20 protein-coding genes are annotated in these 24,427 nt (G+C 45.3%); 2 read left to right on the top strand and 18 right to left on the bottom strand.

The genetic code is table 11. From position 1 onward, the window contains the following. Window positions 1–57: 57 nt before the first annotated feature. From GPK60_RS11295 to hrcA, 8 genes are all read right to left on the bottom strand, one after another. Window positions 58–1,215, bottom strand: coding sequence for a cysteine desulfurase family protein (locus GPK60_RS11295; RefSeq protein WP_173898048.1), 1,158 nt, complete (start codon window positions 1,213–1,215; stop codon window positions 58–60). After that, entirely contained in the window at window positions 1,215–1,961 is a 747-nt protein-coding gene (locus GPK60_RS11290) for a 16S rRNA (uracil(1498)-N(3))-methyltransferase (protein ID WP_022118852.1), read from the bottom strand. Before GPK60_RS11290 ends, GPK60_RS11295 begins: the two co-directional genes overlap by 1 nt. Before the next feature lie 15 nt (window positions 1,962–1,976). Further along, complete coding sequence (prmA, locus tag GPK60_RS11285; protein WP_147631632.1) at window positions 1,977–2,933, bottom strand: 50S ribosomal protein L11 methyltransferase; 957 nt, start codon at window positions 2,931–2,933, stop codon at window positions 1,977–1,979. Window positions 2,934–3,127: 194 nt separating this feature from the next. After that, window positions 3,128–5,614: a YDG domain-containing protein gene (locus GPK60_RS11280; protein WP_215660126.1), complete on the bottom strand. Its 2,487-nt coding sequence runs from the start codon at window positions 5,612–5,614 to the stop codon at window positions 3,128–3,130. Between the two features lie 267 nt (window positions 5,615–5,881). Continuing rightward, entirely contained in the window at window positions 5,882–7,051 is a 1,170-nt protein-coding gene (dnaJ, locus tag GPK60_RS11275; RefSeq protein WP_022118849.1) for a molecular chaperone DnaJ, read from the bottom strand. Between the two features lie 168 nt (window positions 7,052–7,219). Further along, window positions 7,220–9,088 (bottom strand): molecular chaperone DnaK, encoded by a 1,869-nt coding sequence (gene dnaK / locus GPK60_RS11270; protein WP_173866101.1) that lies wholly within the window; start codon window positions 9,086–9,088, stop codon window positions 7,220–7,222. Window positions 9,089–9,144: 56 nt separating this feature from the next. Beyond that, a complete protein-coding gene (grpE, locus tag GPK60_RS11265) occupies window positions 9,145–9,759 on the bottom strand; it encodes a nucleotide exchange factor GrpE (RefSeq protein ID WP_022118847.1) in 615 nt (204 codons plus the stop codon). Between the two features lie 12 nt (window positions 9,760–9,771). Beyond that, complete coding sequence (hrcA, locus tag GPK60_RS11260) at window positions 9,772–10,815, bottom strand: heat-inducible transcriptional repressor HrcA (RefSeq protein ID WP_022118846.1); 1,044 nt, start codon at window positions 10,813–10,815, stop codon at window positions 9,772–9,774. 209 nt (window positions 10,816–11,024) lie between these two features. Between hrcA and GPK60_RS11255 the strand changes: the two genes are divergently transcribed. Beyond that, window positions 11,025–11,738: an SGNH/GDSL hydrolase family protein gene (locus GPK60_RS11255; protein WP_215660123.1), complete on the top strand. Its 714-nt coding sequence runs from the start codon at window positions 11,025–11,027 to the stop codon at window positions 11,736–11,738. 281 nt (window positions 11,739–12,019) lie between these two features. On the opposite strand, the gene hemW is transcribed toward GPK60_RS11255, so the two are convergent. The 4 genes from hemW to gpr form a co-directional block, all read right to left on the bottom strand. Beyond that, window positions 12,020–13,189, bottom strand: a complete 1,170-nt coding sequence (gene hemW, locus GPK60_RS11250) for a radical SAM family heme chaperone HemW (protein WP_346727769.1) — start codon at window positions 13,187–13,189, stop codon at window positions 12,020–12,022. Beyond that, entirely contained in the window at window positions 13,179–14,993 is a 1,815-nt protein-coding gene (lepA, locus tag GPK60_RS11245) for a translation elongation factor 4 (protein WP_022118843.1), read from the bottom strand. The genes hemW and lepA overlap by 11 nt, the downstream gene beginning before the upstream one ends. An 80-nt stretch (window positions 14,994–15,073) precedes the next feature. Further along, window positions 15,074–16,333, bottom strand: coding sequence for a stage II sporulation protein P (locus tag GPK60_RS11240; protein ID WP_022118842.1), 1,260 nt, complete (start codon window positions 16,331–16,333; stop codon window positions 15,074–15,076). Between the two features lie 43 nt (window positions 16,334–16,376). Beyond that, complete coding sequence (gene gpr / locus GPK60_RS11235; protein WP_215660120.1) at window positions 16,377–17,291, bottom strand: GPR endopeptidase; 915 nt, start codon at window positions 17,289–17,291, stop codon at window positions 16,377–16,379. Window positions 17,292–17,547: 256 nt separating this feature from the next. On the opposite strand from gpr, the gene rpsT reads away from it, so the two are divergent. Then, window positions 17,548–17,811 (top strand): 30S ribosomal protein S20, encoded by a 264-nt coding sequence (gene rpsT / locus GPK60_RS11230; RefSeq protein WP_022118840.1) that lies wholly within the window; start codon window positions 17,548–17,550, stop codon window positions 17,809–17,811. Between the two features lie 79 nt (window positions 17,812–17,890). Here the strand turns inward: rpsT and holA are convergent, their stop codons facing one another. From holA to cobA, 6 genes are all read right to left on the bottom strand, one after another. Then, complete coding sequence (gene holA, locus GPK60_RS11225) at window positions 17,891–18,868, bottom strand: DNA polymerase III subunit delta (RefSeq protein ID WP_147631643.1); 978 nt, start codon at window positions 18,866–18,868, stop codon at window positions 17,891–17,893. Between the two features lie 223 nt (window positions 18,869–19,091). Then, the gene (locus GPK60_RS11220; protein WP_147631644.1) at window positions 19,092–19,289 is read right to left on the bottom strand and encodes a small, acid-soluble spore protein, alpha/beta type; all 198 of its coding nucleotides are present in this window, start codon (window positions 19,287–19,289) and stop codon (window positions 19,092–19,094) included. Between the two features lie 98 nt (window positions 19,290–19,387). Beyond that, a complete protein-coding gene (locus GPK60_RS11215; RefSeq protein WP_147631645.1) occupies window positions 19,388–19,573 on the bottom strand; it encodes a PspC domain-containing protein in 186 nt (61 codons plus the stop codon). Window positions 19,574–19,713: 140 nt separating this feature from the next. After that, window positions 19,714–20,994: a glutamate-1-semialdehyde 2,1-aminomutase gene (hemL, locus tag GPK60_RS11210; protein WP_147631677.1), complete on the bottom strand. Its 1,281-nt coding sequence runs from the start codon at window positions 20,992–20,994 to the stop codon at window positions 19,714–19,716. Further along, complete coding sequence (gene hemB, locus GPK60_RS11205; RefSeq protein ID WP_215660117.1) at window positions 20,994–21,977, bottom strand: porphobilinogen synthase; 984 nt, start codon at window positions 21,975–21,977, stop codon at window positions 20,994–20,996. Before hemB ends, hemL begins: the two co-directional genes overlap by 1 nt. Window positions 21,978–21,996: 19 nt before the next feature. Further along, complete coding sequence (gene cobA, locus GPK60_RS15705; protein ID WP_215660114.1) at window positions 21,997–24,426, bottom strand: uroporphyrinogen-III C-methyltransferase; 2,430 nt, start codon at window positions 24,424–24,426, stop codon at window positions 21,997–21,999. Between the last annotated feature and the right edge of the window lies 1 nt (window position 24,427).

The following is a 24,427-nucleotide window of genomic DNA, read 5'->3' as shown; positions in this document are numbered from 1 at the left end:
TCCTTTTCTTTTCCTGTATCGCAGTTGTTTCGTATATTCACAGTTACATCATATCTTTTAATGTCTGCTGTATCTGCGGAGCACCACAAGCAGTTCCTTTAACTGCTGCAGGCAGTATTCCAGCTCTTCTTTTGTTGTATTCTCACAGAAACTGAATCGCACGGTAGAATCCAGCAAATCTTTTTTCAGACCAATTTCTTTTAATACCGGACTGACCGGAAGTTTTTTGTTGGAAGAACATGCTGAACCGGAAGATACCTGAATCCCCCGCTCTTCCAGTGCATGGAGCAGCACTTCGCTTCGCACGCCTGCAAAGCTCACACTTACAATGTGCGGTGCTCCCTGATCCCCCGGAAGGCTGTTCAGAACCGTATCCGGTATTTTCTGCACTTCTTCCATGAAAAACTGTTTCAGCTCACAGAGATGTGTCACTTTTTTATCAAAATCTGTGTAGGCTTCTTTTGCTGCACAACCAAGTCCGGCGATTCCAGGCACATTATCTGTCCCGGATCGCATCCCTTTCTGCTGACCTCCGCCCAGGATCAGCGGATGGATCTTCACTCCGTTTCGAACATAAAGGAATCCAACTCCTTTTGGTCCATGCAGCTTATGTCCGCTGACCGAGAGCATATCAATGCCAAGTTTTTTCGGATAAATACGGTACTTTCCATAGGCCTGGATTGCATCCACATGCCAGAGTGCCTTTGGATTTTTTTCTTTGATGATCTTCCCGATCTCTTCGATCGGCTCCAGAGTCCCGATCTCATTATTGACATACATGGTGGACACCAGGATCGTATCTTCCCGGATCGCATCGGAAAACTTCTGAAGATCTATTCTTCCATAGCGGTCTACCGGTATGTAACTGACCTCAAATCCCTGCTCCTGAAGATAGATCATCGGCTGGATCACGGCAGCATGTTCGATCGCCGTTGTAATAATGTGTTTTCCGGCACGTTTGTTTGCCATCGCCGTTCCGATCAGTGCCCAGTTGTCTGACTCGGTTCCGCCAGAAGTAAAATAAATCTCTTTTTCATCTGCTTTTAAAGTAGCCGCAATGTCCATTCTGGCTTCGCGAAGATATTTTTCTGCCTCCATTCCCTTGTCGTGTCTGGATGACGGATTTCCGAAATCCTCCATCATCACTTTTACGACGATGTCACGCACACCTTCGGAACATCTTGTCGTTGCTGAATTATCCAAATATGCCTGCATTATTCTCTGCCCTCCAACTGAAACATCAGAACCGAAAGCACCGCCATACCGGCAGTTTCCGTCCGCAAGATCCGTTTTCCCAGTGTAATCGGGCTGATGCCATTTTCCTGTGCCAGTGCAATCTCACTTTCATCAAATCCGCCCTCCGGGCCAATGAAAATACCGATAGACTGCCCCGGCTGTATTGTCTCAAATATTTGTTTTGTCTTTTCCATGTCTTCCGCCAGCTCATAAGGGATCAGCGTGATATCCAGATTTTTTGCATAATCCACAGCCTGACCAAATTTCACAACCTCGTGGATATGCGGAATGATATTTCTCCTGGACTGTTTGGCTGCACTTTCTGCAATGCTCTGCCAGCGTTTCTGCTTCGCTTCCGCCTTTTTTGCATCCAATTTTACAACTGCCCTTTTCGTTGCCACAGGGATGATCTCATACACTCCAAGCTCTACTGCTTTCTGAATGATCAGTTCCATTTTATCGCCCTTTGGCAGCCCCTGGAACAGATAAATTTTCGATGGCAGCTCACGGTTTGCCTCTTCCACCCACATAATGTGCAGATGTGCCACATCTTTTTCATATCCGGCAATTTCGCAGCGATACTCTTTTCCGGTACTTTCCTCATGGATGCAGATCTGTTCTCCAATCTGAAGGCGCAGCACATTTTTCATATGATTCAGGTCGCTTCCGCGGATGATGATCTCTTTTTCACCGATTGCAGATGAGTCTGCAAAAAAATCGTACATAATCTTCCTCCGGTACTATGCCTGTTTTCTTGCAGTGACAGAAACCCATTCGCCCTGATGTGTAACTTCCAGAATTTCCAGTCCTGCATCTTTTACTGCTTTTACGACAACGTCTTCTTTTACATCCAGAATACCGGAAGTAATATAAAGAGCTCCCGGTTTCATCTGATGGCAGATCACCGGCGTCAGTGGGATCAGGACATCTGCCAGAATATTTGCCGTTACAATATCATACTTTTCATATCCGACCTGATCCTGCACGGCTTTATCATCAATGATATTTCCGATCATCACATCCATGCTGCCTTCCGGAATCTGGTTTGCTTCCAGATTTTCTCTGGTAGCAGAGATCGCACATGGATCAAGATCCGTACCGACCGCATGACCTGCTCCCAGTTTCAGTGCTGCGATGGACAGGATACCGCTTCCGGTGCCGACATCCAGGATCTCCATACCGTCCTTCACATATTTTTTCAGCTGACGCATGCAAAGCTGTGTCGTCTCATGCATACCGGTACCAAACGCCGTGCCAGGATCAATATGAATGATCATCTTATCCTTATCTTCCGGTTTTACTTCTTCCCAGGACGGGATGATCAGGATATCATCCACATAAAACTGATGAAAATACTGTTTCCAGTTGTTGATCCAGTCCTTGTCTTCGGTCTGGGATTCTGTGATCGTTCCCTCTCCGATATCCACAAACATACGAAGCTCTTCCAGAGCATCTTTTACATTTGCAAGCAACTCTTCTTTATCTTCTTTCTCATCCAGGTAAAAGTTCAGATAAGCGATCCCGTCATCTGCCGGTCCGTCTGGAAGAATATCGACAAACATCTGCTGTTTGTCCTGTTCCGTCAACGGTACTTTATCTTCAATCTCTACGCCTTCCACGCCGGCTTCTGCCAGTGTGGAGATCACGATATCTTCTACTTCTGATCTTGTTTTTAACGTAAATTTATTCCATCTCATAAATGTCAAATATCCTTTCGTATATATAATGCCAGATTAACAAAATTTTTTATTTCAAAATGATGCTACACCGTTTGTTCCTGTACAAAATAGTATGATAATCCATACATGTCTGTTCGTACTTTACAGCCACAAAATAAGAGGTGTTTTTACACACCCCTTATCATAACATCTGTGCTTACTTTTTAAAAGTACTATTTTTCTTCCTTTTTCCGCTTCTTAAGCGTCAGTGCAAGTGCTGCTCCGGAAACAACAAGTGCTGCTGCCACCGGCACAACCGGTGTAGTATCCCCGGTCTTTGCTGCTGTATTGGTGCTGCCAGAAGAAGAGCTGCTGCTGCTTCCGCTTCCGGAAGTAGAACTGGATGTTCCGCTTTCATTTGCCTTAAACGTGATGGATTTCTTCACATCATCTCCCTCACTGTATACCCACTTCTTGCCATCATATACATATTTGCGGAATGTTGCCACGATCGTATAAGTGCCGGCCTGTGTCGGAGTCATCGTAAAGGTCTGTGTGGACTTATCTCCCTTCCAGGTTGTGGTATCCGTCAGTTTCCAGGAATACGGTACATATTTTTCATCATCTGCTGACGGTTTGTAATCCTTGTCATCCACATAAGTAGAACCGGTTGCTGTAAATGTCAGTGCCGTATTTAACTTCTGTGTGGAATTATCCGTTACACCGGTGAATTTCACATCACTCTCTTTTGCTTCCTGCGGAGCACGCAATGTCTTTACCGATACCGAAACCGGATCACTTGCCAGATAATTGTCGGATTCCGGGATTCTTGTATAAATCTTATAGCTTGTTCCCGCCTTCAGATCCTGCTCTTCACCGTCCACTTCATTGACATAGGTGATTGTGGAAGCTTTTTTCGCCAGTTTCCATTCATCATCCTTTGCCTTTTCCGAATAAGCATATTCCTGACCGGCTACAGTCTTGTATTTCAGATACTGATAATGACGTTCGGTCACTTCCGGCTTGGTCAGTGTGATGCCGAGGGATTTCATCAGTTCCTCAGTAAGAGGAGCCTTTGTGATCTCTGCGGAGATATCATCAACGGAAGCAACGGTGTAGCACTCTGCCGGATCACCGGAAAGTGTCACTTCTGCTTTGATATTCTTTGCTGTTGCCACATCCGCATGGTCATATACAAAAGTTGCTTTTGCCACAGCAAGAACATCTGATGCTTTGTCACCGTCTACGATACCGGAAAATCCGGATAAGGTACAGGTATCATCCGGAACATCGGTCGTACCGTCATACACTTTGGTTGCTTTGTTCTTAGATGTTGTGCTTGTTTTATTGACACTGATCAGCGGTGTCAGTTCTTTCTTTTCGATTTTATAGTTTACGGTTCCGGACAATATGTGATCATAACCAAAAGTATCCGTCACAAGCACTTCATTCAGACTAAACGATTTTTCATCCGGTTTTTCTTTTATATTTTTCTTTGTTACTTTATAACCTTTTGCTGTTCCGTCTTTCAGTTCCAGAGAAGAATCCATTGCTTCATCATAATCTCTCAAGGAAACCTCTGGCGTATAATCTTTTGCCGCACTGACGGTGATAATATCTACATTTTCCAGTTTTTCACCATATGTTGTCGTGAGGTCTGCTCCGACCTTTACAGTATACGCCGTCGCACTCTTGCCCTTTTTCAGATTACCGTCTTCGTAAGTGTAGTTCTGCTCTTTTGCAGTGATGCTGTCCGTTGTTTCCTCAGAAGAAGTAAAGGTAACTGCTTTGATGGAAAATGCTACGGTAGATGCAGGCTGAAAATATACAACTGCTTTTCCGTTGCTGTCGCTCCAGACCGTATTGGCATCCATGCTGATATCTGCACCATTTAATTGTACGTTATCAATCGTGCATACTGCATCTTTCTCTACGGTAAACTCCGATGCTTTTAACGTAAGATCTCCTGATTTTACATCATTTGTGACTTTACATGCAATAGAACCACCATTAAGAGAAACCTGTGTACTTTTGATCGTACCACTTCCAAATAATGTTCCACCTTCTACGGTTGTTTCAGCTACATCAATACTGCCCTTCAGATTTGCCTTACCATTGCTGGTCTTTGCGAACTGAACCTTTCCTTCTCCACTGATCGTACCGATTATATTAGTCGTTGTTCCTTTCAAAACAATCGTCAGCGTTGCTCCAGATTTTACGATAACTTCTCCAAGAGAAGCACCATCACTTAAAGTTAATGTAACTGCTTTATCTTCCAAAATAGTATACTTTCCATTTTCATTTTTATAATCCACGTTCGGTGTACCATTCGGAGTTATTTTTCCGGCTGTCTTTACTTTTTTTCCAACCGCACCTTTTTTTTGTCCGGCTTCGCCTTCTGTTTGAGGTGTCTGCTCTGTTATCACTGCTTCGCTCTCAATAACTGCCTGTGACTCACTTTCCGGGACAAAACCACCCTTGATCTCAGTTTCTTTGTCTTTGTGATGTTTTGTCTCCTGGTTTTTTGTCTCTTGATGCTTTGTCTCTGTTTCTGTATTTGCAGACTCACTTTCTGTATCACTTGAAATAACCTGTACTGCCTGCGTATCGCCCTCAGAGCTGTCTTTTCCTGCCGCCAGCACAGATGCCGGAACCATGGAAACTGACAAGCTGAAAGACATACATATAATCATTAACTTTTTCAGTAATTTTAATTTCATATCCAACTTACCTGCTTTCACCAAATCTATGTATAAAGCTATAGTTATACCTATACATCATATTCTATTCTTTTCAAGCTTTCTTGTCAACGTCAGAAACCTTAAGTTTCTGTTACGTCATGCACGAATCCTGTTTCTGCATATCAAAACAGCAAGTATTTTTATGGTGAAAATGTTTCCTTTCCGATAACTTTCACGTACAAAAATGCACCGCGGATCTCTCCCGGGTGCATTTTTTGAATTTCAGCTTTTTTATTGTTCTCAGGGTCAGTCTTCAAATGTTTCTTTTATTTTTTCCATAAAGCTCTTCTTTTTCGGCTTTTCCTGTTTACTATCGTTAATCTTCCCGTTGACTGCCTCATCATACTTACGCAGGTATTCCTTTGCCTCTTCGTTCAGCTTTGTCGGAACCTGAACAACAAGTGTTACATAATGGTCTCCGCGGATATTTTTGTTGCGAAGAGAAGGCACACCTTTTCCTTTAAGACGGATCTTGGTATCCGTCTGTGTTCCAGGTTTGATATCGTATGCCATATCGCCGTCTACAGTTGTGATATGGATCTGTCCGCCCAGTGCTGCCTGTGCAAAGGTGACAGGAGCAGTAGAATAAATATTCATATCCTGTCTCTGGAAGATCGGATGACGTTCTACCTGAACTTCAACCAGCAGATCCCCTCTTGGGCCGCCATTTACACCCGGTTCACCCTTTTCACGAATACGGATGCTCTGTCCGTTGTCAATACCGGCCGGGATCGTCACTGCGATCTTCTTGCGGTTTGTGATGTAACCGCTTCCATGGCAGTCCGCACATTTCTCTTTTACGATCTTACCGCTTCCGTTACAGTCCGGACAGGTCTGTACATTTCTTACTGTGCCAAACAGGGACTGCTGTGTATATACGATCTGACCTTTACCGCCGCATTTCGGACAAGTCTCCGGACTGGTTCCTGGTTTTGCACCTGTTCCATGGCAGGTTGTACACTCATCCTTCAGATTCAGATCCAGCTGTTTTTCGCATCCGAATACTGCCTCTTCAAAGGTAATCCTTACCGCTGTCCTGACATTGGCACCTTTCATCGGTCCATTGTTTGCACGTCTGCTGCGACCGCCTCCGAAAAGATCTCCGAAAATATCACCAAAGATATCTCCCATATCGCCGCCGTTGAAATCAAAGCCGCCGAATCCTCCGGCACCTCCGCCGCCCTGTTCAAACGCAGCATGTCCGAATTGATCATACTGTCTGCGTTTTTCTGCATCGCTTAACACGGCATATGCTTCCGATGCCTCTTTAAATTTCTTTTCTGCTTCTTTGTCTCCCGGGTTCATATCTGGATGATATTTTTTTGCAAGCTGACGGTATGCTTTTTTAATGGTAGCTTCATCCGCCCCTCTGTCAACGCCGAGAACTTCATAGTAATCTCGCTTATTCTCTGCCATCTTTAATCCTCCACATGCACGGCAACCTTCCAGAACCTGCCTGTTTGCAGTTCCTTATGGCCTGATTGCTGACACAAGGCAGGAATGAACACATCCCTGCCTGTGTATATTGTAACTGTTTAGCATCTTAACAGTTACGATGCAAAAATTTATTAAAAGTTACTTTTTTTATACTTCTTTGTAATCACCGTCTACAACATCATCAGACTGATAGCTGCTGTTATCTGCTCCGGCATTCATATCAGGACCTGCCTGAGCTGCTCCGTTTGCCTGTGCCTGCTGCTCATACATCTTTGCAAATACTTTCTGAGCACTTTCCATCAGTTTTTCTTTTGCTGCTTTGATCTCAGCAACCTGTGACTCTGTCATTTCTTCCGGATTGCTCTTTGCGATCAGGTCTTTCAGTTCGTTCAAGTCAGCTTCTACTGCTGTCTTGTCATTTGCATCTACTTTATCGCCAACTTCTTCCAATGCTTTTTCGGTCTGGAATACCATAGCGTCTGCATCGTTTCTTGTGTCGATTGCTTCTTTTCTCTTCTTATCCTGAGCTTCGTACTCAGCAGCTTCTTTGACTGCTTTGTCGATATCAGACTCAGACATATTAGATCCGGAAGTAATGGTGATGTGCTGTTCTTTTCCGGTTCCCAGATCTTTTGCGGATACGTTTACGATACCGTTTGCATCAATATCGAATGTAACTTCGATCTGAGGCACACCTCTTCTTGCTGGTGGGATACCATCCAGACGGAACTGGCCAAGAGATTTGTTATCTTTCGCAAACTGTCTTTCACCCTGTACAACGTGGATATCAACAGCTGTCTGATTATCTGCTGCGGTTGAGAAGATCTGGCTCTTCTTGGTCGGAATGGTTGTATTTCTCTCGATCAGTCTTGTTGCAACACCACCCATTGTCTCAATAGACAGTGACAGCGGAGTTACATCCAGCAACAGGATATCGCCTGCACCGGCATCGCCTGCCAGTTTACCACCCTGTACGGAAGCACCAAGTGCTACACACTCATCCGGGTTCAGAGATTTGCTTGGTTCATGTCCGGTCAGAGCTTTTACTTTATCCTGTACAGCCGGGATACGTGTAGAACCACCAACCAGCAGTACTTTGGAGATCTCGCTTGCTGTCAGACCTGCATCTCTCAGTGCGGTGTTAACAGGTGTAGCGGTTCTCTCTACCAGATCGTGTGTCAGTTCATCGAATTTTGCTCTTGTCAGATTCATATCGAAATGTTTCGGACCTTCAGCAGTTGCTGTGATGAATGGCAGGTTGATGTTTGTGGTTGTTGCAGAAGAAAGCTCTTTCTTTGCTTTCTCAGCAGCTTCTTTTAATCTCTGCAGTGCCATTTTATCGTTTGACAGGTCTACGCCCTCATTTTTCTTGAACTCAGCCAGCATGTAGTCTGTGATCTTCTGGTCGAAGTCATCACCACCCAGTCTGTTGTCTCCGGCTGTTGACAGTACTTCGATAACGCCGTCACCGATCTCAATGATGGATACGTCGAATGTACCGCCACCTAAGTCGTATACCATGATCTTCTGTTCTTTTTCATTGTCCAGTCCATATGCCAGAGCTGCTGCGGTCGGCTCGTTGATGATACGTTTTACATCCAGACCTGCGATCTTACCGGCATCTTTGGTTGCCTGACGCTGTGCATCATTAAAATATGCCGGTACCGTGATAACTGCTTCGGTAACTTTTTCGCCCAGGTAGTTTTCTGCATCTGCTTTCAGTTTCTGCAGGATCATTGCGGAAATCTCCTGCGGAGAATATTTCTTGTCGTCGATGGTTACACGATAATCGGTACCCATATGTCTTTTAATAGAAGAAATTGTTTTGTCAGCGTTTGTAACTGCCTGACGTTTTGCAGGTTCACCGACCAGTCTCTCACCTGTTTTTGTGAATGCCACAACAGATGGTGTTGTTCTTGCACCTTCTGTATTTGCGATAACAACCGGTTTGCCACCTTCCATAACTGCTACACAGCTGTTCGTTGTTCCTAAGTCAATACCAATAATTTTACCCATGATAAATTCCTCCTGTTTTATTCTGCTTTTATACTAAATTTTGTCAACTTTTTAATTTAGTTTGCTACTTTTACCATGCTGTGGCGAACCACACTGTCACGGTACATATAGCCTTTCTGAAGTTCTTCCGCTACGACATTTTCGCCGTACTGTTCATCTTCCACATGCATCACTGCATTATGGAAATTCGGATCGAACTCATTTCCTTCTGCCTCGATGGCTTTTACTCCGAGCTCTTCCAGGCTTGCTACAAACTGTTTGTAGATCTTATCCATACCCTGTGCAAATGGCTGTTCTTTTTCCTCATCGGAAAGAGTTGCCAGTCCGCGTTCGAAATTATCGATCACCGGAAGCATCTTTTCAATGACACTCTTTGCACCGACCTCAAACATGGCTGCTTTTTCTTTTTCCGTTCTTTTACGGAAATTATCAAACTCTGCCATCTGGCGTTTCAGACGATCAGTCAGTTCTTCGATCTGCTCGTCTTTTTTATCTTTCTTTTCTTTTTTCTTACCAAAGAAGCCTTTCTTTTCCGGCTGTTCTTCTTTTGCGGCAGCTGTATCGCTTTCTGCCTTTTCCGTTTCCGGCTGTTTTTCTTCTCCTGCAGTCGGTTCTGCAGTTTTTTCTATTTCTTCATCAGCAGGCTTTGTGTTTTTTGTTTCCTCTGCCATACAATCACCTCTCTAGTTGTCTTCTTTTTTCTTACCAAATATATCATCCAATTGAGTTGTCAGTGTTTTTAAGGTACCGACAACTCTGTCATAATCCATTCTTTTCGGTCCGATGATACCGATCGTACCTCGCATACCATCGCCCAGCTCGTAAGTAGCTGTCACAACACTGCAGTCCTTCATCGTCTGCACCGGTGTCTCATTTCCGATGTAAACCTGAATGCCGGTGTTCTTGTCATCTGCCATCGTATCGGCTACCAGATCCGCCAGCTGTTTCTTTTCTTCAAAGGTACCGATCAGGCTGCTCGCCTTTTCACTGTCTGACAGTTCCGGATATTTGAAGATGTTCGTCGCTCCGCTTGTATAGATCTCCATCTCTTCTTCATCCATCTGGATCGCTTCTGCGACTGCATCCAGAACGCTGTTTACAACCTCGCTGTGGATACCAGCCTCCTCTTTGATCTTTGCGATCGTTGTCAGATTGATCTGATCCATCGTAAGACCATTCAAACTGGTGTTAAGCAGAATATTCAGCTTCAATACCGTTTCCTGATCCAGTCCGTGATGAAGCGAGATCATTTTATTCTTCACTACGTTGCCTTCCGTAACAACAACAGCTAACAGCTGATCTTCGCTTACTATGGAAAGCTGGATAAACTTAAGCTTTGTTCTGTGATACTGCGGCCCTGTGATCATCGAAGCATAATTTGTGTTGGCTGCAAGGAACTGTGCCACACGCTTCAGGACCATTTCCATCTTATCCTGCTTTTCGATCATCAGCTCCTTCATTTCGGTTACCTGCTGTTCTTTCTCTTCCATCAGGTGGTTCACATACAGACGATAACCAAGGTCTGAAGGAATCCTGCCGGCTGAAGTATGCGGCTGGATGATGTATCCAAGCTCTTCCAGATCTGCCATTTCATTTCGGATGGTTGCGGAGCTCAGATTCAAATCCGCATATTTGGAGATCGTCCTCGAACCAACCGGCTCTCCCGTCTCCAGATACGTCTTGATGATCGCCTGAAGTATCTTCCATTTTCTCTCATCTAACTGCATCCTTGAATCCTCCTTCCTGTTATTAGCACTCATCTTAGTGGAGTGCTAACATCCTTGTACCTAAAATAGCACTACGCATATTCTTTGTCAAGAGGTTTTTTTCATTTTTTATAAAAATTGACTTTTTTCCGGAATGCGTTATACTAAAGAGGTCAGAAAAACAGAATCTGACCTAAAAAAACGATCACATAAAATTTCAGGGGGTTCTTATGAAACGAAAAACCACAAATCTTGTCATTGTACTGCTCAGTTTTCTGATTGCAGCTCTGATCGCACTGACCGTATTTATGACCTGGTTTACAAAGGAACAGACCGCTTTTCTGGAAAAAAGCTTACGTGATGCGAAAAACGAACATTCTGTGCAGGATTCATCTGATACCGCAGACACTTCTGACCATAATGTCTCCTCTTCCTGTCATCACTTTCTTTTTGTCGGAGATTCCAGAACGGTCGGCATGGAGGAAGCCATGCAGGATTCCGATGATGCGGATACCTGCTCTTATATAGGAAAAGTCGGGGAAGGTTACTACTGGCTTGTGAACGAGGGCATCGATCAGCTTCGCGCCTCTCTTTCCAAAGAGCCGGATGCTACTGTTGTGTTTAATCTTGGCGTTAATGATCTGAGTGAGATCGACCGTTATCTTGCGTTTTATCCTCAGATTTTTGCAGAATATCCGGATGCTTCTTTCTATATTATGTCTGTGAATCCGGTAGGCGATGCATGCTCCGGTGCTTCCAACGAAGAAATCCGGGATTTTAATGCAAAATTAAAAGAATCTTTTCCGGATCAGTACCTGGATTGCTATGATTATCTGGAACAGAATGGTTTTTCAACGGTAGATGATCTTCATTATACAAACGATACTTACCGTGCGATCCATGATTATACCGTAAGTGCAATTTCAGAAATGGAAAATCCGTAACGCATATTTGTGTTCCTTCGTATATTCAAGAATGCCTCTGGCATTCTTGCTGCGAGGTGCACGTCATGCATCGCATGACATATTCTTCTGTGCACCTCTGCAATCCGCCGGAGGCTATATCAGATGGGAGATTGAATCCCGCCACTAATACAAGCTTGTTGCCTGCCGCCTACAGCGGGAGTCATCTCCCATCTGATATAAAATGGCAGAACAAACATTTCAGCTTGTTCTGCCATTTCTGTATAAAGCGAACATTTGCAATCCGCTTTTCTGTTTTATCTTTATCCGAGCAAAAACTCAGAAAGCACCATGTTACTTAAATCAATCCCTTTTTCTGTCAGGGAAATGCGGTCCTCTTCCATTCTCAGCAATCCTTTTTCTGTGAGCTTTTGGATCTCCCTTTGGTAGATCACCGTCAGCGGACAGTGAAAATGCTCTTCAAATGCAGACAGGCTGACGCCTTCCATCATGCGAAGTCCCAAAAACAAGGTTTCTTCGATCTGATTGTCTTTTGTCAGCACCAGTAATTCTTTTTTTGAGAAATCCCGGTTTAAGTATTCCTGCAGATCATCGGTATTTTTATAACGGAGCGGATTCTGCAATGTGGATGCTCCAAGTCCAAAACCGATGTAGTCCACTCGTTTCCAGTATCCGACGTTGTGTCTGCATACATACCCTGCTTTTGCATAATTCGATATCTCATAACGATGATATCCATATTCGGAAAGAATCTCTGCCGTATCCTCGTACATCTGACGTTCCTCATCCTCCGAAGGCAAAAACTGCGGTTTTTCTCCGGCTTCTCTTTTTGCGGCATCCTGTCTGTAACGCTTTGCAAACGGCGTGCCATCCTCGATGATCAGACTGTAGGCGGAGATATGCTCCGGTCCAAGTTCACATACCTTTTTCAGAGTACAGCGATAGCTCTCTACACTCTGACCCGGAAGCGCCGACATCAGATCGACATTGATATTCGCAAATCCGATCCTTCTTGCCAGATAAAAATTCTCTTTGAACTGATTGTACGTGTGGATACGTCCTAAAAGCTTTAACTCCTCCTGATCTGCGGACTGCAGCCCCAGGCTTAAACGATTGATCCCTGCTTTTTGGTAAATCTGCAGTTTTTCTTCCGTCAGTGTCCCCGGATTGCATTCAATCGTAATTTCCGCATCTTCCCGGATATCCGGGAAACGCTCCCGGATCGCCTGCATGATCCGCATGATCTCACTGCCCTCCAGAACAGAAGGGGTACCGCCACCGAAAAAGATCGTAGATACCACGTAATCCTCCGCCAGATCAAACTGACGGATCTCTTCTATCAGGCAGTTGACATATTGTTTCTGAATTTCTTTTTCTGCCGGAAAAGACAAAAAATCACAGTATGCACATTTCCGGACGCAGAATGGGATGTGCAGATATAATTCCAGTTCTTTTTTCATATTATTTATCATCCAGCTTCAGCACGCTCATAAATGCTTTCTGCGGAATCTCCACGCTGCCGACCTGACGCATACGTTTCTTTCCTTCTTTCTGTTTTTCCAGAAGCTTTCTCTTACGGCTGATATCACCGCCGTAACATTTTGCAAGTACGTCCTTACGCATTGCTTTTACAGTCTCTCTGGCAATGATCTTGCTGCCGATCGCTGCCTGGATCGGGATCTCAAACAGCTGTCTTGGAATCTCCTCTTTTAATTTTTCGCACATCTTGCGTCCGCGTTCATACGCCGATCCTTCAAATACAATAAAGGAAAGGGCATCGACTTCTTCTCGGTTGACCAGAATATCCAGTTTGACAAGTTCGGAACGCTTGTACCCTTTCATTTCATAGTCAAAAGATGCATAACCTCTGGAACGTGATTTCAGAGCATCAAAGAAATCGTAGATAATCTCATTGAGCGGAAGGTCGTATTTGAGCAGTGCTCTTGTCTCTTCCATATATTCCATACCAAGGTAAACACCTCTTCGCTCCTCGCAGAGCTGCATGATCGAACCGATGTATTCGGTCGTGACCATGATCTCGGCACTGACCATCGGCTCTTCCATGTACTCGATCTCAGCCGGATCCGGAAGGTTTGCCGGATTTGTCAGCTCCATCACTTCTCCGTTTGTCTTATGGACTTTATAAACAACGCCAGGAGCCGTTGTCACAAGATCCAGATTGTATTCTCTCTCCAGACGCTCCTGAATGATCTCCAGGTGAAGCAGTCCTAAAAAGCCACAGCGGAAACCAAAGCCAAGTGCGATCGATGTCTCCGGCTCAAACTGCAAAGATGCATCGTTTAACTGCAGTTTCTCCAGTGCATCTCTCAGATCCGGATATTTTGCTCCGTCTGCCGGGTACATACCGCAGTAAACCATCGGATTTACCTTTTTATAACCAGGAAGTGGCTCCGCACATGGACGGTCTGCATCCGTGATCGTATCGCCGACACGGGTATCTTTGACATTTTTCAGACTCGCTGTGATATAACCTACCATACCGGCACGCAGTTCATCACACGGGATAAACTGTCCTGGTCCGAAATAGCCGACTTCTACGACTTCTGCCTCAGCTTTCGTCGCCATCATGCGGATCTTTGTGCCGCGTTTTACAGTTCCTTCTTTGATCCGGCAGAAAACGATGACACCTTTGTAGGCATCATAAAGAGAATCAAAGATCAGTGCCTGAAGTGCTGCTTTCGGATCACCCTGCGGTGCCGGGATCTTCTGCACGATCTGCTCTAAGACCTGATCAACATTCAGCCCGGTTTTGGCTGAGATACGCGGTGCATCCTGTGCCTCAATGCCGATCACATCCTCGATCTCATTGACCACGCGGTCCGGATCTGCACTTGGAAGATCGATCTTGTTGATAACCGGAATGACATCCAGATCGTGATCCAGTGCCAGATAAACATTTGCCAGTGTCTGTGCCTCGATGCCCTGTGCCGCATCGACAATCAGGATCGCTCCGTCACAGGCTGCAAGGCTTCTGGACACCTCATAGTTAAAGTCCACATGTCCCGGAGTATCTATCAGGTTAAATACATACTCTTCGCCGTCTTTTGCTTTGTAGATGATACGGACGGTCTGTGCTTTGATTGTAATGCCACGTTCTCGCTCCAGATCCATATTATCAAGTACCTGTGCCTGCATCTCACGGCTCGTCAAAAGGCCGGTCATTTCAATGATGCGGTCTGCCAGTGTGGATTTGCCATGGTCAATATGTGCTATAATACAAAAATTTCTGATATTCTTCTGATCTATACCTGCCACAATTCTATCTCCTTATTCCTAAACTTGCATTCTAAGTGGCATTTTAGCACATATTGTCTTTGTCTGGCAATCTTTTTCTGCTATCTGCCGGCAAGCACCCTGTCCAGGATATCTGCCAACGGCTCCATGGCATTTTTCTCTTCTTCTACGGTGTTCAGCTGGCTGCCCGCCTCGATCAACAGTGCCCGCGGCTTCAGATGCAGATTGTAGCGAAGACTCTGAAGATAAATATGTCTGGTGAACCCCGGATAATATTCCTGTGCTTTGATCTGAAGCTGAAAGGAAAACGCCAGATTCTCTTCAATATACGGATTAGGCAGATAGTCAACGTTTCCGTTTCTCGCAGTCCGGCTCAGCCCGTTAAAAAACATGATCTTCGCCACCTGTTTGCCATCGATCTGCGTGACCAGCTTCTCCCCATCCAGCCCATCCCGGTGCAGGTCGATCACCACCTCAACCGTTGGATTGGCCGCAAGAATGCTGCTGATCTCAGTCTCCGCCAGATTGTATGCCGTGTTGCGATCCAACACACCGTCTATCATGTCAAATACGCTTGTATTATGGATTACATTATATCCATACTTGTTTTCCAGCAGCTCTGTCAGATAATTTCCCATGCCCACAATCGTATCAGAAATATTTCCTTCTTCCGAATCTGCAAATGCTTCCTGCGAATGGGTATGATAGATCAGAATCTGCGGCACAGATGCATCTTTTTTTATGCGAAGATCCTGACCTGCAAGTTTCTCTGCATTGATCTGCTCCGGATCCGCTGTCGTAGATGCATCTACGGTATAATAATTTCCGACCAGCGTCTGGAAATCCTGAAGTTCTTCCATATTTACCGTTTCCTGCTGTTCTTTTGTTTCTTCGGTCTGTGCTTTTTTGTTTTTCTTTCTCTTTTTCTTTTTTACTGCTTTTTGAATGACCGTTTTTTCTGTCTCCTCCATGGATTCTGCTTCTGCCTTCTGCGGCATCTGATCCTGTGTGTTCTGTACTTCTGAAGACTTTTGCGTTTCCTGTGTTTTTTCACTTTCCGGATTTTTTTCTGTTTCTTCCCGTACTGTCAGCTGCGGCTCTTCTGATAAGAAATAGGACTCCTTGCTCTCCCAGTAAGTCAGAAGCGGAACGACTTCTTTTGTAAGCAGGGAAAGCCAGCTTTGATTCTCTGTACCTTTCACTGGTGCAAGTGTAAATACCGGTGCATAGAGCTGTGCTGTTTTCCTTGTCAAATTTTTGCCCCCACCTGCGATCGACACACCCTTCACCAGAACATAAAGCCCCAGGCCGAAAATGACTGCCCACAGACTTCCGTGTATCCAGTTTTTAAAACGCTTCATGCCCTCACCTCATTCATTGCAATATATGAGGTGTTTTTTTTCATTATGCAAGCTGAAGGGCAAGATTGAGCCCTTCTGAAATCGTATAGCTCAGACGTTTCACCGTCTCATCAATATCCTTTGGCGTCACAAACATCGTATTTAAATGTGATGGAATCCTTTCTTTGATCAGCTGATATTTCTGTGCATAATCTTCCATATCAAGGGCATGAATCAGACTCTCCATCGTATCATTGACAATGGTTGCCGCATCTACAACAGTGGGCACGCCGATGGCAATGACCGGAATGCCAAGAACCTGTTTATTTAAACCATTTCTGTGATTTCCGACACCGGAACCCGGATTGATCCCGGTATCTGTGATCTGGATCGTACGATTCAGCCTGCGTGTACTGCGGGCTGCCAGAGCATCCACTGCAATGATCAGGTCGGGATGCGTTTCCTTTACCACGCCTCTGATGATCTCCAGCGTCTCCATGCCTGTCTGAGCCATCACGCCCGGAACGATGCCGCTGACCGGATTTCGCTGTTCTTCCCCAAGCGAAGCTGCCCCGAATTCCCGGATCATATGCCTGGTGATGCAGATGTTGCCAACCACATAAGGTCCGAGTGCATCCGGTGTCACATCCCGGTTTCCAAGTCCGACGATCAGCACCGATTTTTCCTCTTCTCCCATCAGACTTTTCAGATGTTCTGCCAGTTTCTGCGATATTTCCCGGTGATAATCCTCATCCGGTGCCGACATATTCGGGGCTTCCATGGTAATATATGTCCCGACCGGTTTCCCCATCGTTTTTGCCCCGTTTTCTGTCTCGATCATCACCCTGGTCGTATGGATCTCCAGTTCTTCATCATCCTCCTCTTCAATCCGCACACCCCGAATTTTTACGTCATCTTCTTCAAAACTTTCTCTTGCTTCCAGTGCGAGGTCTGTTCTGATACGAAATCTTCCAAACATGCTCTGTTCCCTCCTGCTGTTTCGTTTTTTTTGCCTGATTTTGTTTCCATCTGATCTGCTTTTATCAGTGTCTGTAATTCTTATAGAAATATTCCATATTTTTTCAAAATTTGATATTGACATTTGGCAGGCTTTGGTTTAGACTATGAGAGTATGTTTGAAGTATGTTCATTAGAACGTCCGTGTCCGGCTTTAATGTAACAGAAATCATATCATTTTATAGAAAAATTAGAATAAAAAATTGGAGGTGTACAGATTGGCTAACATCAAATCCGCAAAGAAAAGAATCCTGGTTAACAGAACAAAAGCTGAGCGTAATAAATCAATCAGATCTGCTGTTAAAACTGCTATCAAAAAAGTAGAGGTTGCAGTTGTTAACAAAGATAAAGAAACTGCAGTAAATGCACTGGGTGCTGCTACAGCTATCATCAACAAAGCTGCATCGAAAGGCGTTTATCACAAAAATAACGCTGCTAGAAAAGTTTCTCGTTTAGCAAAAGCTGTAAACAGCTTAAATTAAACCAATTTTTATAAATATATAACCCATCAGGTACCGTCAGCCTGATGGGTTTTTTATTTTGAAGGCAAAAACACTCTTATCAACTCGAATATTTGACAAGCAGAAGCTCCACGCTCATCACATCGTTCATACGCCCTGTTTTGACTGCCTCTTCCATCCTGACGCAGTCCTGCAGAGCTTCTTTTAAGGTTTTCAGTGAAAAGTATTCTGCCTGTCGCAGACAGTTCCGCACAATAAATCCTGCCATTTTCAGACGCTCCGAAATCGTTTTTGCACTGTATCCTTCCTCGGAAAGCTCTTTTACCTGCATCAGAAGATTAAACTGGCGTGTGATCAGATAGAGAATACGCATCGGCGGTTCTTTTAATGCCAGCAGATCATAGTAAAGCTCCATAGCTTTCTTCTGCTTTTTCTCTGCCATCGCATTGATCATATCGAAAATTTTATTTTCCGTCTGCTCACTGCAGATCACTGCGACATCTTCTTCAGTAATGGATTCTTTCTCCATACAGTAACAGATCAGTTTTTCCAGTTCCTGGCGTATCCGCTCCATATCCGTCCCCGTTTTTTCCAGAAACTGTTTCATCGCACCGGAAGTGATCATTTTTCCCTCTGTTTTCAGTATACCAAGTATCCATCTGGTCAGCGTCTGTTCGTTCTGTGCCGTAAACTCAACCACACTGCCTTTTTTGCTGACTGCTTTATAGAGCTTACCTCTTTTGTCTACTTCACTTTCCACAAACAGCATGATGGTTTCCTCTGGTATGGACGGGATGTATTCTGCCAGCTGCTGATTAGCGTTCTTAAAAAATCCGCTGTCCTCGATCAGAAGCAGGCGATGTTCTGCAAAGAACGGCATGGTATCCGCCTGCGCGATCATTTCTTTTACATCGATGCCTTTTCCGCTGTAAATGCTCAGGTTAATAGTATCCCCTTCCGGAAGAACTGCATTTTTTAAGCGATTTTTGTATTGCTGCTTCAGATAGGCTTCTTCTCCATAGAAGAGATATACCGGCTTAAAGCTTCCTTTTTTGATATCCTCCACCACAGACTTCATATGGTTTCCTTTCTTCTGTCATGGCATCCGAAACAGATTTATCTTAGTCGGAGAAGACTCCCACTTCTATAAGGACGAGCAACAAATTTGTCTTAGTGGGAGTGCAATCTCCGACTAAGATAAACGCTCCGCGAGGATGCACAGCGATTCTGTTGGGTAAATGTCAGCAAAGCTGACCAGAATCGCGTGCCAAGTCTCACGTGCGTTCGACTTGAAAAACCGCTTAAGCACCGGACTTTTTCTCTTCACGCCGTCTTCGTGTCATAAGGCCTCCGATGCGGCCGGTTTCCTTTGCAGTCAACGCCTTCCAGCCCTGCTCCATTACTTTATCGAGAAGTCCCAGTTCTTTTGCGATCTCATATTTTAATTCTTCTTCCGGTGCCAGATTATTTAAATCAATTTTTTCTTTTTTCTTAGACATATAGACCATACCCCTTTCTTTTCTGGAGTATGGCCTGATTTTTCATTTACTATTCATAAATCTTACAAAAGGGATCTGCCAGGGAGCAGATGCTGCTTTTAGTACTCTTCCGGCATGATGATCGCTGCAATGATATACAGGATCACTCCAGTACTGGTGCAGCCAAGTAATACACACAGAAGACGCACGATTGTCGGGTCAATACCAAAATATTCGCCGATACCGCCGCATACGCCACATATTACCCTGTTCGTTTTTGATTTGTAAAGTCTCTTTGGTTCCATAATCTTTCATCCTTTCATAAACTTTTTCCTGCTCACTTATAACTCACCTTCGTCAAAAATATTGCCAATCCTGGCCGAGTACTTTTTCCATTCTGTTTTATACAGTTGAAGGTTTCCTGTTCGGTTCGCTCGCCTGTCGTTCACTTGCACATTAAGAAATTCTCCGCCTTCTGCAGTGCATAAGCCAGATTTTCTTCCGTATGTGCCGCTGACACAAACATGGCTTCAAACTGTGCCGGTGCAAGATGGATTCCATTGTCCAGCATATATTTAAAATACCGTGCATACTCAGCAGTATCTGAGGTTTTGGCGGAAGCATAGTCAACAACCTGCTGTTCTGTGAAAAACAGGGAACCGATTGAGCCGACATGGTTTACCTGCCATGCATGTCCGCTCTTTCTGACATTTTCTTTCATGGTTTCAAAGAAAGTATCGCTTTTCTGATTGAGTTCTTCATAAATCTGCGGATTGTTTTTCAAAATGGTAAGCTGTGCAATGCCTGCTGCCATGGCAACCGGATTGCCGCTTAAGGTTCCTGCCTGATAAACCGCTCCGACCGGTGAGACCATCTCCATGATCTCGCGTTTTCCTCCGTAAGCTCCGACCGGCATGCCGGCTCCGATGATCTTGCCGTATGTCACAAGATCGGCATCGATACCAAAATAACCCTGTGCACCCTGAAGTCCAAGTCGGAATCCGGTGATCACTTCATCGAAGATCAGAACGCTTCCATGCTCGCTACAGAATTTTCGAAGTCCTTCCAGAAATCCCTTTTTCGGCGGAACAACGCCCATATTGGCTGCCACCGGCTCTACGATCACGGCAGCGATTTCCTTTGGATATTCGGCAAACAGTGCCTCTACGCTTGCCAGATCATTGTAAATGGCAGATAACGTATCCTGTGTACATCCCGCCGGTACACCGGCACTGTCCGGGATTCCGGCTGTCATAACTCCGGAACCTGCTTTTACCAGAAGTGCATCGGAATGTCCATGATAGCATCCGGTAAATTTTACGATCTTATCCCTTCTTGTATAACCTCTGGCTGCACGGATGGCACTCATCACGGCTTCTGTTCCGGAATTGACCATACGCACCATTTCAAGTGACGGGATCACATCTGTCATCAGCTCTGCCATCTCTACTTCTTTTTCAGTGGCGGCTCCAAAACTCAGTCCTTTTTCACATGCTTTGATCACGGCTTCTTTGATCGCCGGATGGTTGTGTCCGAGGATCATCGGTCCCCAGGAACCGATAAAATCCAGATATTTGTTTCCATCGACATCTGTCATATAAACACCGTCTGCCTGTTCAATAAAACGCGGCGTGCTGCCAACACTTCCAAAAGCACGCACCGGGCTGTTCACGCCACCCGGCATCAAAGTAACTGCTTTTTTAAAAAGTTCTTCTGATCTTGTCATCATCCAATCTTCCCTTCATCCATCATTTTTGCAATCTCTTTTGCAAAATAGGTGAGATAAATATCGGCTCCGGCACGGTAAGCACCGACTGCCATCTCACCGACGATCCGTTCTTCATCAATATAGCCTAGTTTGGCTCCTGCTTTTACCATAGCATATTCTCCGCTGACGCTGTAGGCTGCAACCGGTGTGTTGACCACTTTTCGCACTTCTGTGATCACATCCTGATAAGCCATCGCCGGTTTTACCATAATGATATCCGCTCCCTCTTCGACATCGAGCAGAGCCTCTTTGATGCCTTCTCTTTTATTATGAAAATCCATCTGATATGTTTTGCGATCACCAAAAGACGGAGCAGAACCTGCCGCTTCACGGAATGGACCATAAAAGGCGGATGCATATTTCACGGCATAAGACATGATCGGTGTGCCTGTATGTCCCGCCTGATCGAGCATCGTACGGATCGCACGCACACGGCCGTCCATCATATCGGATGGTGCTACCATATCTGCTCCGGCTTCCACATGAGAAAGAGCGGTCTTTGCAAGCAGATCCAGCGTCCTATCATTGTCCACATCGTGTCCGCACAACATGCCACAGTGTCCGTGTGATGTGTACTCGCACATACAAACGTCCGTGATCAGATACAGTTCCGGGAATTTTTCTTTTGCTTCCCGAAGTGCTCTCTGCACAATGCCATTTTCGTTGTAGGCTCCGCTTCCCACTTCGTCTTTCTGATCCGGGATGCCAAAAAACATCACATTTTTCACACCGGCATTTAACAGCCGCTCCAGTTCAAATCCCATGCAGTCCACACTGTAACGGTACTGTCCGTCCATGGACGGGATCTCCTCCCGGATGTCGTTCCCTTCTTTTACAAACATCGGATAGATCAGGGAAGACTTATCCATTCTCGTCTCTCTCACCATTCTTCTGAGTGTATCGTTTCCTCTTAATCTTCTTGGTCGGATTGTCATATCCATCTTTTGTTACCTCCTACATTTAAAGCTGCTTCCGGCACAGCTCTTTTACTTTATCCAGAACGCTGTCCATCGTTGCTTTTTCAGACATCCAACTCTGCATTCCAAGCTCATCTGCTGCCTGCTTCGTCTGTTTTCCGATGCATACTGCCCGGACAAGGGAAAAATCAAGCCCTTTGGCTGCCTGTGCGAACCCTCGCACGGTCGATGCACTGGTAAAGACCGCAAAATCAATCTTTCCCTGTTCAAATTCTGCCTTTTGATCGATCAGTTCTGAGCTTTCGTACAGAGTGCGGTAGGTTGGAACATCATCGATCTGCACATCCGGTACTTTCTGAAGTTCCAGTATCAGTTCCTGATTTGCAGTCTCTGCCCGCGGTATCAAAATCCGCTCTCCCCCCGTGCAGGCCCGGGCAAGGCTGGATCCCAGATGTTCTCCGTCAAAAATTTCCGGTTTTAAATCTGCCAGAATACCATGCTTTTTCAGTTCCTTTTCAGAACCGCTTCCTATAACAGCAAATTTCGCCGCCGCAAGTTTGCGGATATCCGCTTCATGTTCTGCCAGTTTTTCAAAAAAGACTCTCACTCCGGTCGGGCTGGTAAATACGATCCAGTCATAACTTTGAATAGCTTCCATACTTTGCTTCAGTTTTTGATTTTCTGAAATCGCTTCTGTTTTGATCGCCGGAAGTTCCAGCACTTCTGCCCCTTCTCTTCGAAGCTTTTCCGCCATTTGGGAAATCAGTTCTTTTGGTCTTGTGACCAGGATTTTACGTCCTGCAAGCGGCAGTGCTTCATGCCATGCAAATCTATCGGCCAGAGCACATACTTCGCCAACCACGATGATGGCCGGTGTCTGAATCCCTTGTTTTTGTACCTCTTCCGGCAGTGTTGAAACGGTTGCACTGATCCGTTTCTGTCCTGCCGTGGTTCCCTGCTGTAAAATGGCAGCAGGCATATCTGCACGCATACCCGCCTTTAAAAGTCCATCGCAGATATCTGCAAGTGCCGTCACTCCCATCAGAAAAACCAGAGTTCCCTTTGTCCTTACCAGTGCCTCAAAATCAATATCATAGGTATCGCCTTTTTTCTTATGCCCGGTAATGATATGTACCGAAGAGCAGAAATCCCGGTGCGTGACCGGAATCCCGTTGTAGGCAGGGACTGCAATCGCAGAAGTCACACCCGGTACGACTTCATACGGTATCTGATGAGCCTTTAAAAGCTCCAGTTCCTCCCCGCCTCTGCCAAACAGAAACGGATCGCCGCCTTTTAACCGCACAACCCTCTTGCCTTCCAGTGCTTTTTTCACAAGGATTTTGTTGATCTCTTCCTGCGGCATCAGATGATGGCTTGCCCGCTTGCCGACATTGATCTTTTCGGCATCCTCTGGGATCATACTTAAAATAGCCTGACCTGCCAGTGCATCATAAACAACAACTTCTGCCTTCTGAAGCACACGCTTTCCTTTCAACGTAAACAACCCCGGATCGGAAGGACCTGCTCCTACCAGCCAGACTTTTCCCGGTTTTATATCATCTTCTTTTACAGCAGTGCAGCTTTGTGCATGACATTCTTTTTTCAGCCCTTCTGCGAGCAACATGCCCATTGTTTCGGCATCTTCCGGATTTCCTTCGATCTGACCTTTTTTATATATTCCGGTTGCTTCCTGGTAATACAGGCCACGTAGCAGAAGTTTTCCGTTTTTCATTTCTGCATAGGCAGCGATCGGTGAACTGCACCCGCCATTTAAATATTTTACAAAAGCCCTCTCTGCTGCCTGTGCTGTCTGTGCCGCCGGATCGTTATAGGCTTTCAGAAAAGCATAATCTTCTCCTTTTCTTCCCTGAACCGCCAGAATCCCCTGCCCTGCTGCCGGAATGATCTCATCCGGCTCAAAATAGCGATAAATGCGGTTTTCCAGGCCAAGCCTCTTTAAACCTGCTGCTGCCAGGATCAGTGCTCCGTATGCTCCTGACTGAAGTTTCTGCAGCCTGGTCTGGATATTTCCTCTCACCGGAAGAAAAATTACATCCGGATACAGCTCTTTAAGCTGCAGCATCCGTCTCTGGCTGGAACATCCGACCGGAAGCGTTCTGTCCCATTTTTCTGCGCCTTCCGGAAGCACCAACACATCTCTTGGATCCTCTCTTTTGGAAAATGCAAGCAGCGGCAGCTCTTCGGAAAGTTCCATCGGCATATCTTTCAGACTGTGTACGGAAAGATCGCTGCATCCATCTCGAAGTGCTTTATCCAGTTCCTTCACAAACAGACCTTTGCCGCCGATTTTCTCCAGCGTGCGATCCAGGATTTTGTCACCGGTCGTTTTCATGGTCAGAATTTCTACCTGACATCCCGGTTTCTTCTCTCTGATAAAATCCTGGACCATCTCGCTTTGGATCACCGCCAGACGGCTTCCTCTGCTTCCTATGACAATGTTATGCTCTGTCATA

The organism is Ruminococcus sp. MCC718 (assembly GCF_018783905.1).
In the GTDB taxonomy this organism is placed as follows: domain Bacteria; phylum Bacillota; class Clostridia; order Lachnospirales; family Lachnospiraceae; genus Hominisplanchenecus; species Hominisplanchenecus faecis.
This window is presented reverse-complemented; position numbering and strand designations above follow the sequence as displayed.

What these genes read in the sequence shown, in the direction of transcription:
- GPK60_RS11290 (WP_022118852.1), bottom strand. Translation starts at nt 1,961, where the DNA reads ATGTACGATTTTTTTGCAGACTCATCTGCAATCGGTGAAAAAGAGATC.
- GPK60_RS11240 (WP_022118842.1), bottom strand. Translation starts at nt 16,333, where the DNA reads ATGAAGCGTTTTAAAAACTGGATACACGGAAGTCTGTGGGCAGTCATT.
- prmA (WP_147631632.1), bottom strand. Translation starts at nt 2,933, where the DNA reads ATGAGATGGAATAAATTTACGTTAAAAACAAGATCAGAAGTAGAAGAT.
- cobA (WP_215660114.1), bottom strand. Translation starts at nt 24,426, where the DNA reads ATGACAGAGCATAACATTGTCATAGGAAGCAGAGGAAGCCGTCTGGCG.
- GPK60_RS11280 (WP_215660126.1), bottom strand. Translation starts at nt 5,614, where the DNA reads ATGAAATTAAAATTACTGAAAAAGTTAATGATTATATGTATGTCTTTC.
- GPK60_RS11220 (WP_147631644.1), bottom strand. Translation starts at nt 19,289, where the DNA reads ATGTCTAAGAAAAAAGAAAAAATTGATTTAAATAATCTGGCACCGGAA.
- GPK60_RS11255 (WP_215660123.1), top strand. Translation starts at nt 11,025, where the DNA reads ATGAAACGAAAAACCACAAATCTTGTCATTGTACTGCTCAGTTTTCTG.
- dnaJ (WP_022118849.1), bottom strand. Translation starts at nt 7,051, where the DNA reads ATGGCAGAGAATAAGCGAGATTACTATGAAGTTCTCGGCGTTGACAGA.
- hrcA (WP_022118846.1), bottom strand. Translation starts at nt 10,815, where the DNA reads ATGCAGTTAGATGAGAGAAAATGGAAGATACTTCAGGCGATCATCAAG.
- GPK60_RS11295 (WP_173898048.1), bottom strand. Translation starts at nt 1,215, where the DNA reads ATGCAGGCATATTTGGATAATTCAGCAACGACAAGATGTTCCGAAGGT.
- gpr (WP_215660120.1), bottom strand. Translation starts at nt 17,291, where the DNA reads ATGTTTGGAAGATTTCGTATCAGAACAGACCTCGCACTGGAAGCAAGA.
- hemL (WP_147631677.1), bottom strand. Translation starts at nt 20,994, where the DNA reads ATGACAAGATCAGAAGAACTTTTTAAAAAAGCAGTTACTTTGATGCCG.
- dnaK (WP_173866101.1), bottom strand. Translation starts at nt 9,088, where the DNA reads ATGGGTAAAATTATTGGTATTGACTTAGGAACAACGAACAGCTGTGTA.
- GPK60_RS11215 (WP_147631645.1), bottom strand. Translation starts at nt 19,573, where the DNA reads ATGGAACCAAAGAGACTTTACAAATCAAAAACGAACAGGGTAATATGT.
- grpE (WP_022118847.1), bottom strand. Translation starts at nt 9,759, where the DNA reads ATGGCAGAGGAAACAAAAAACACAAAGCCTGCTGATGAAGAAATAGAA.
- hemW (WP_346727769.1), bottom strand. Translation starts at nt 13,189, where the DNA reads ATGATAAATAATATGAAAAAAGAACTGGAATTATATCTGCACATCCCA.
- holA (WP_147631643.1), bottom strand. Translation starts at nt 18,868, where the DNA reads ATGAAGTCTGTGGTGGAGGATATCAAAAAAGGAAGCTTTAAGCCGGTA.
- hemB (WP_215660117.1), bottom strand. Translation starts at nt 21,977, where the DNA reads ATGGATATGACAATCCGACCAAGAAGATTAAGAGGAAACGATACACTC.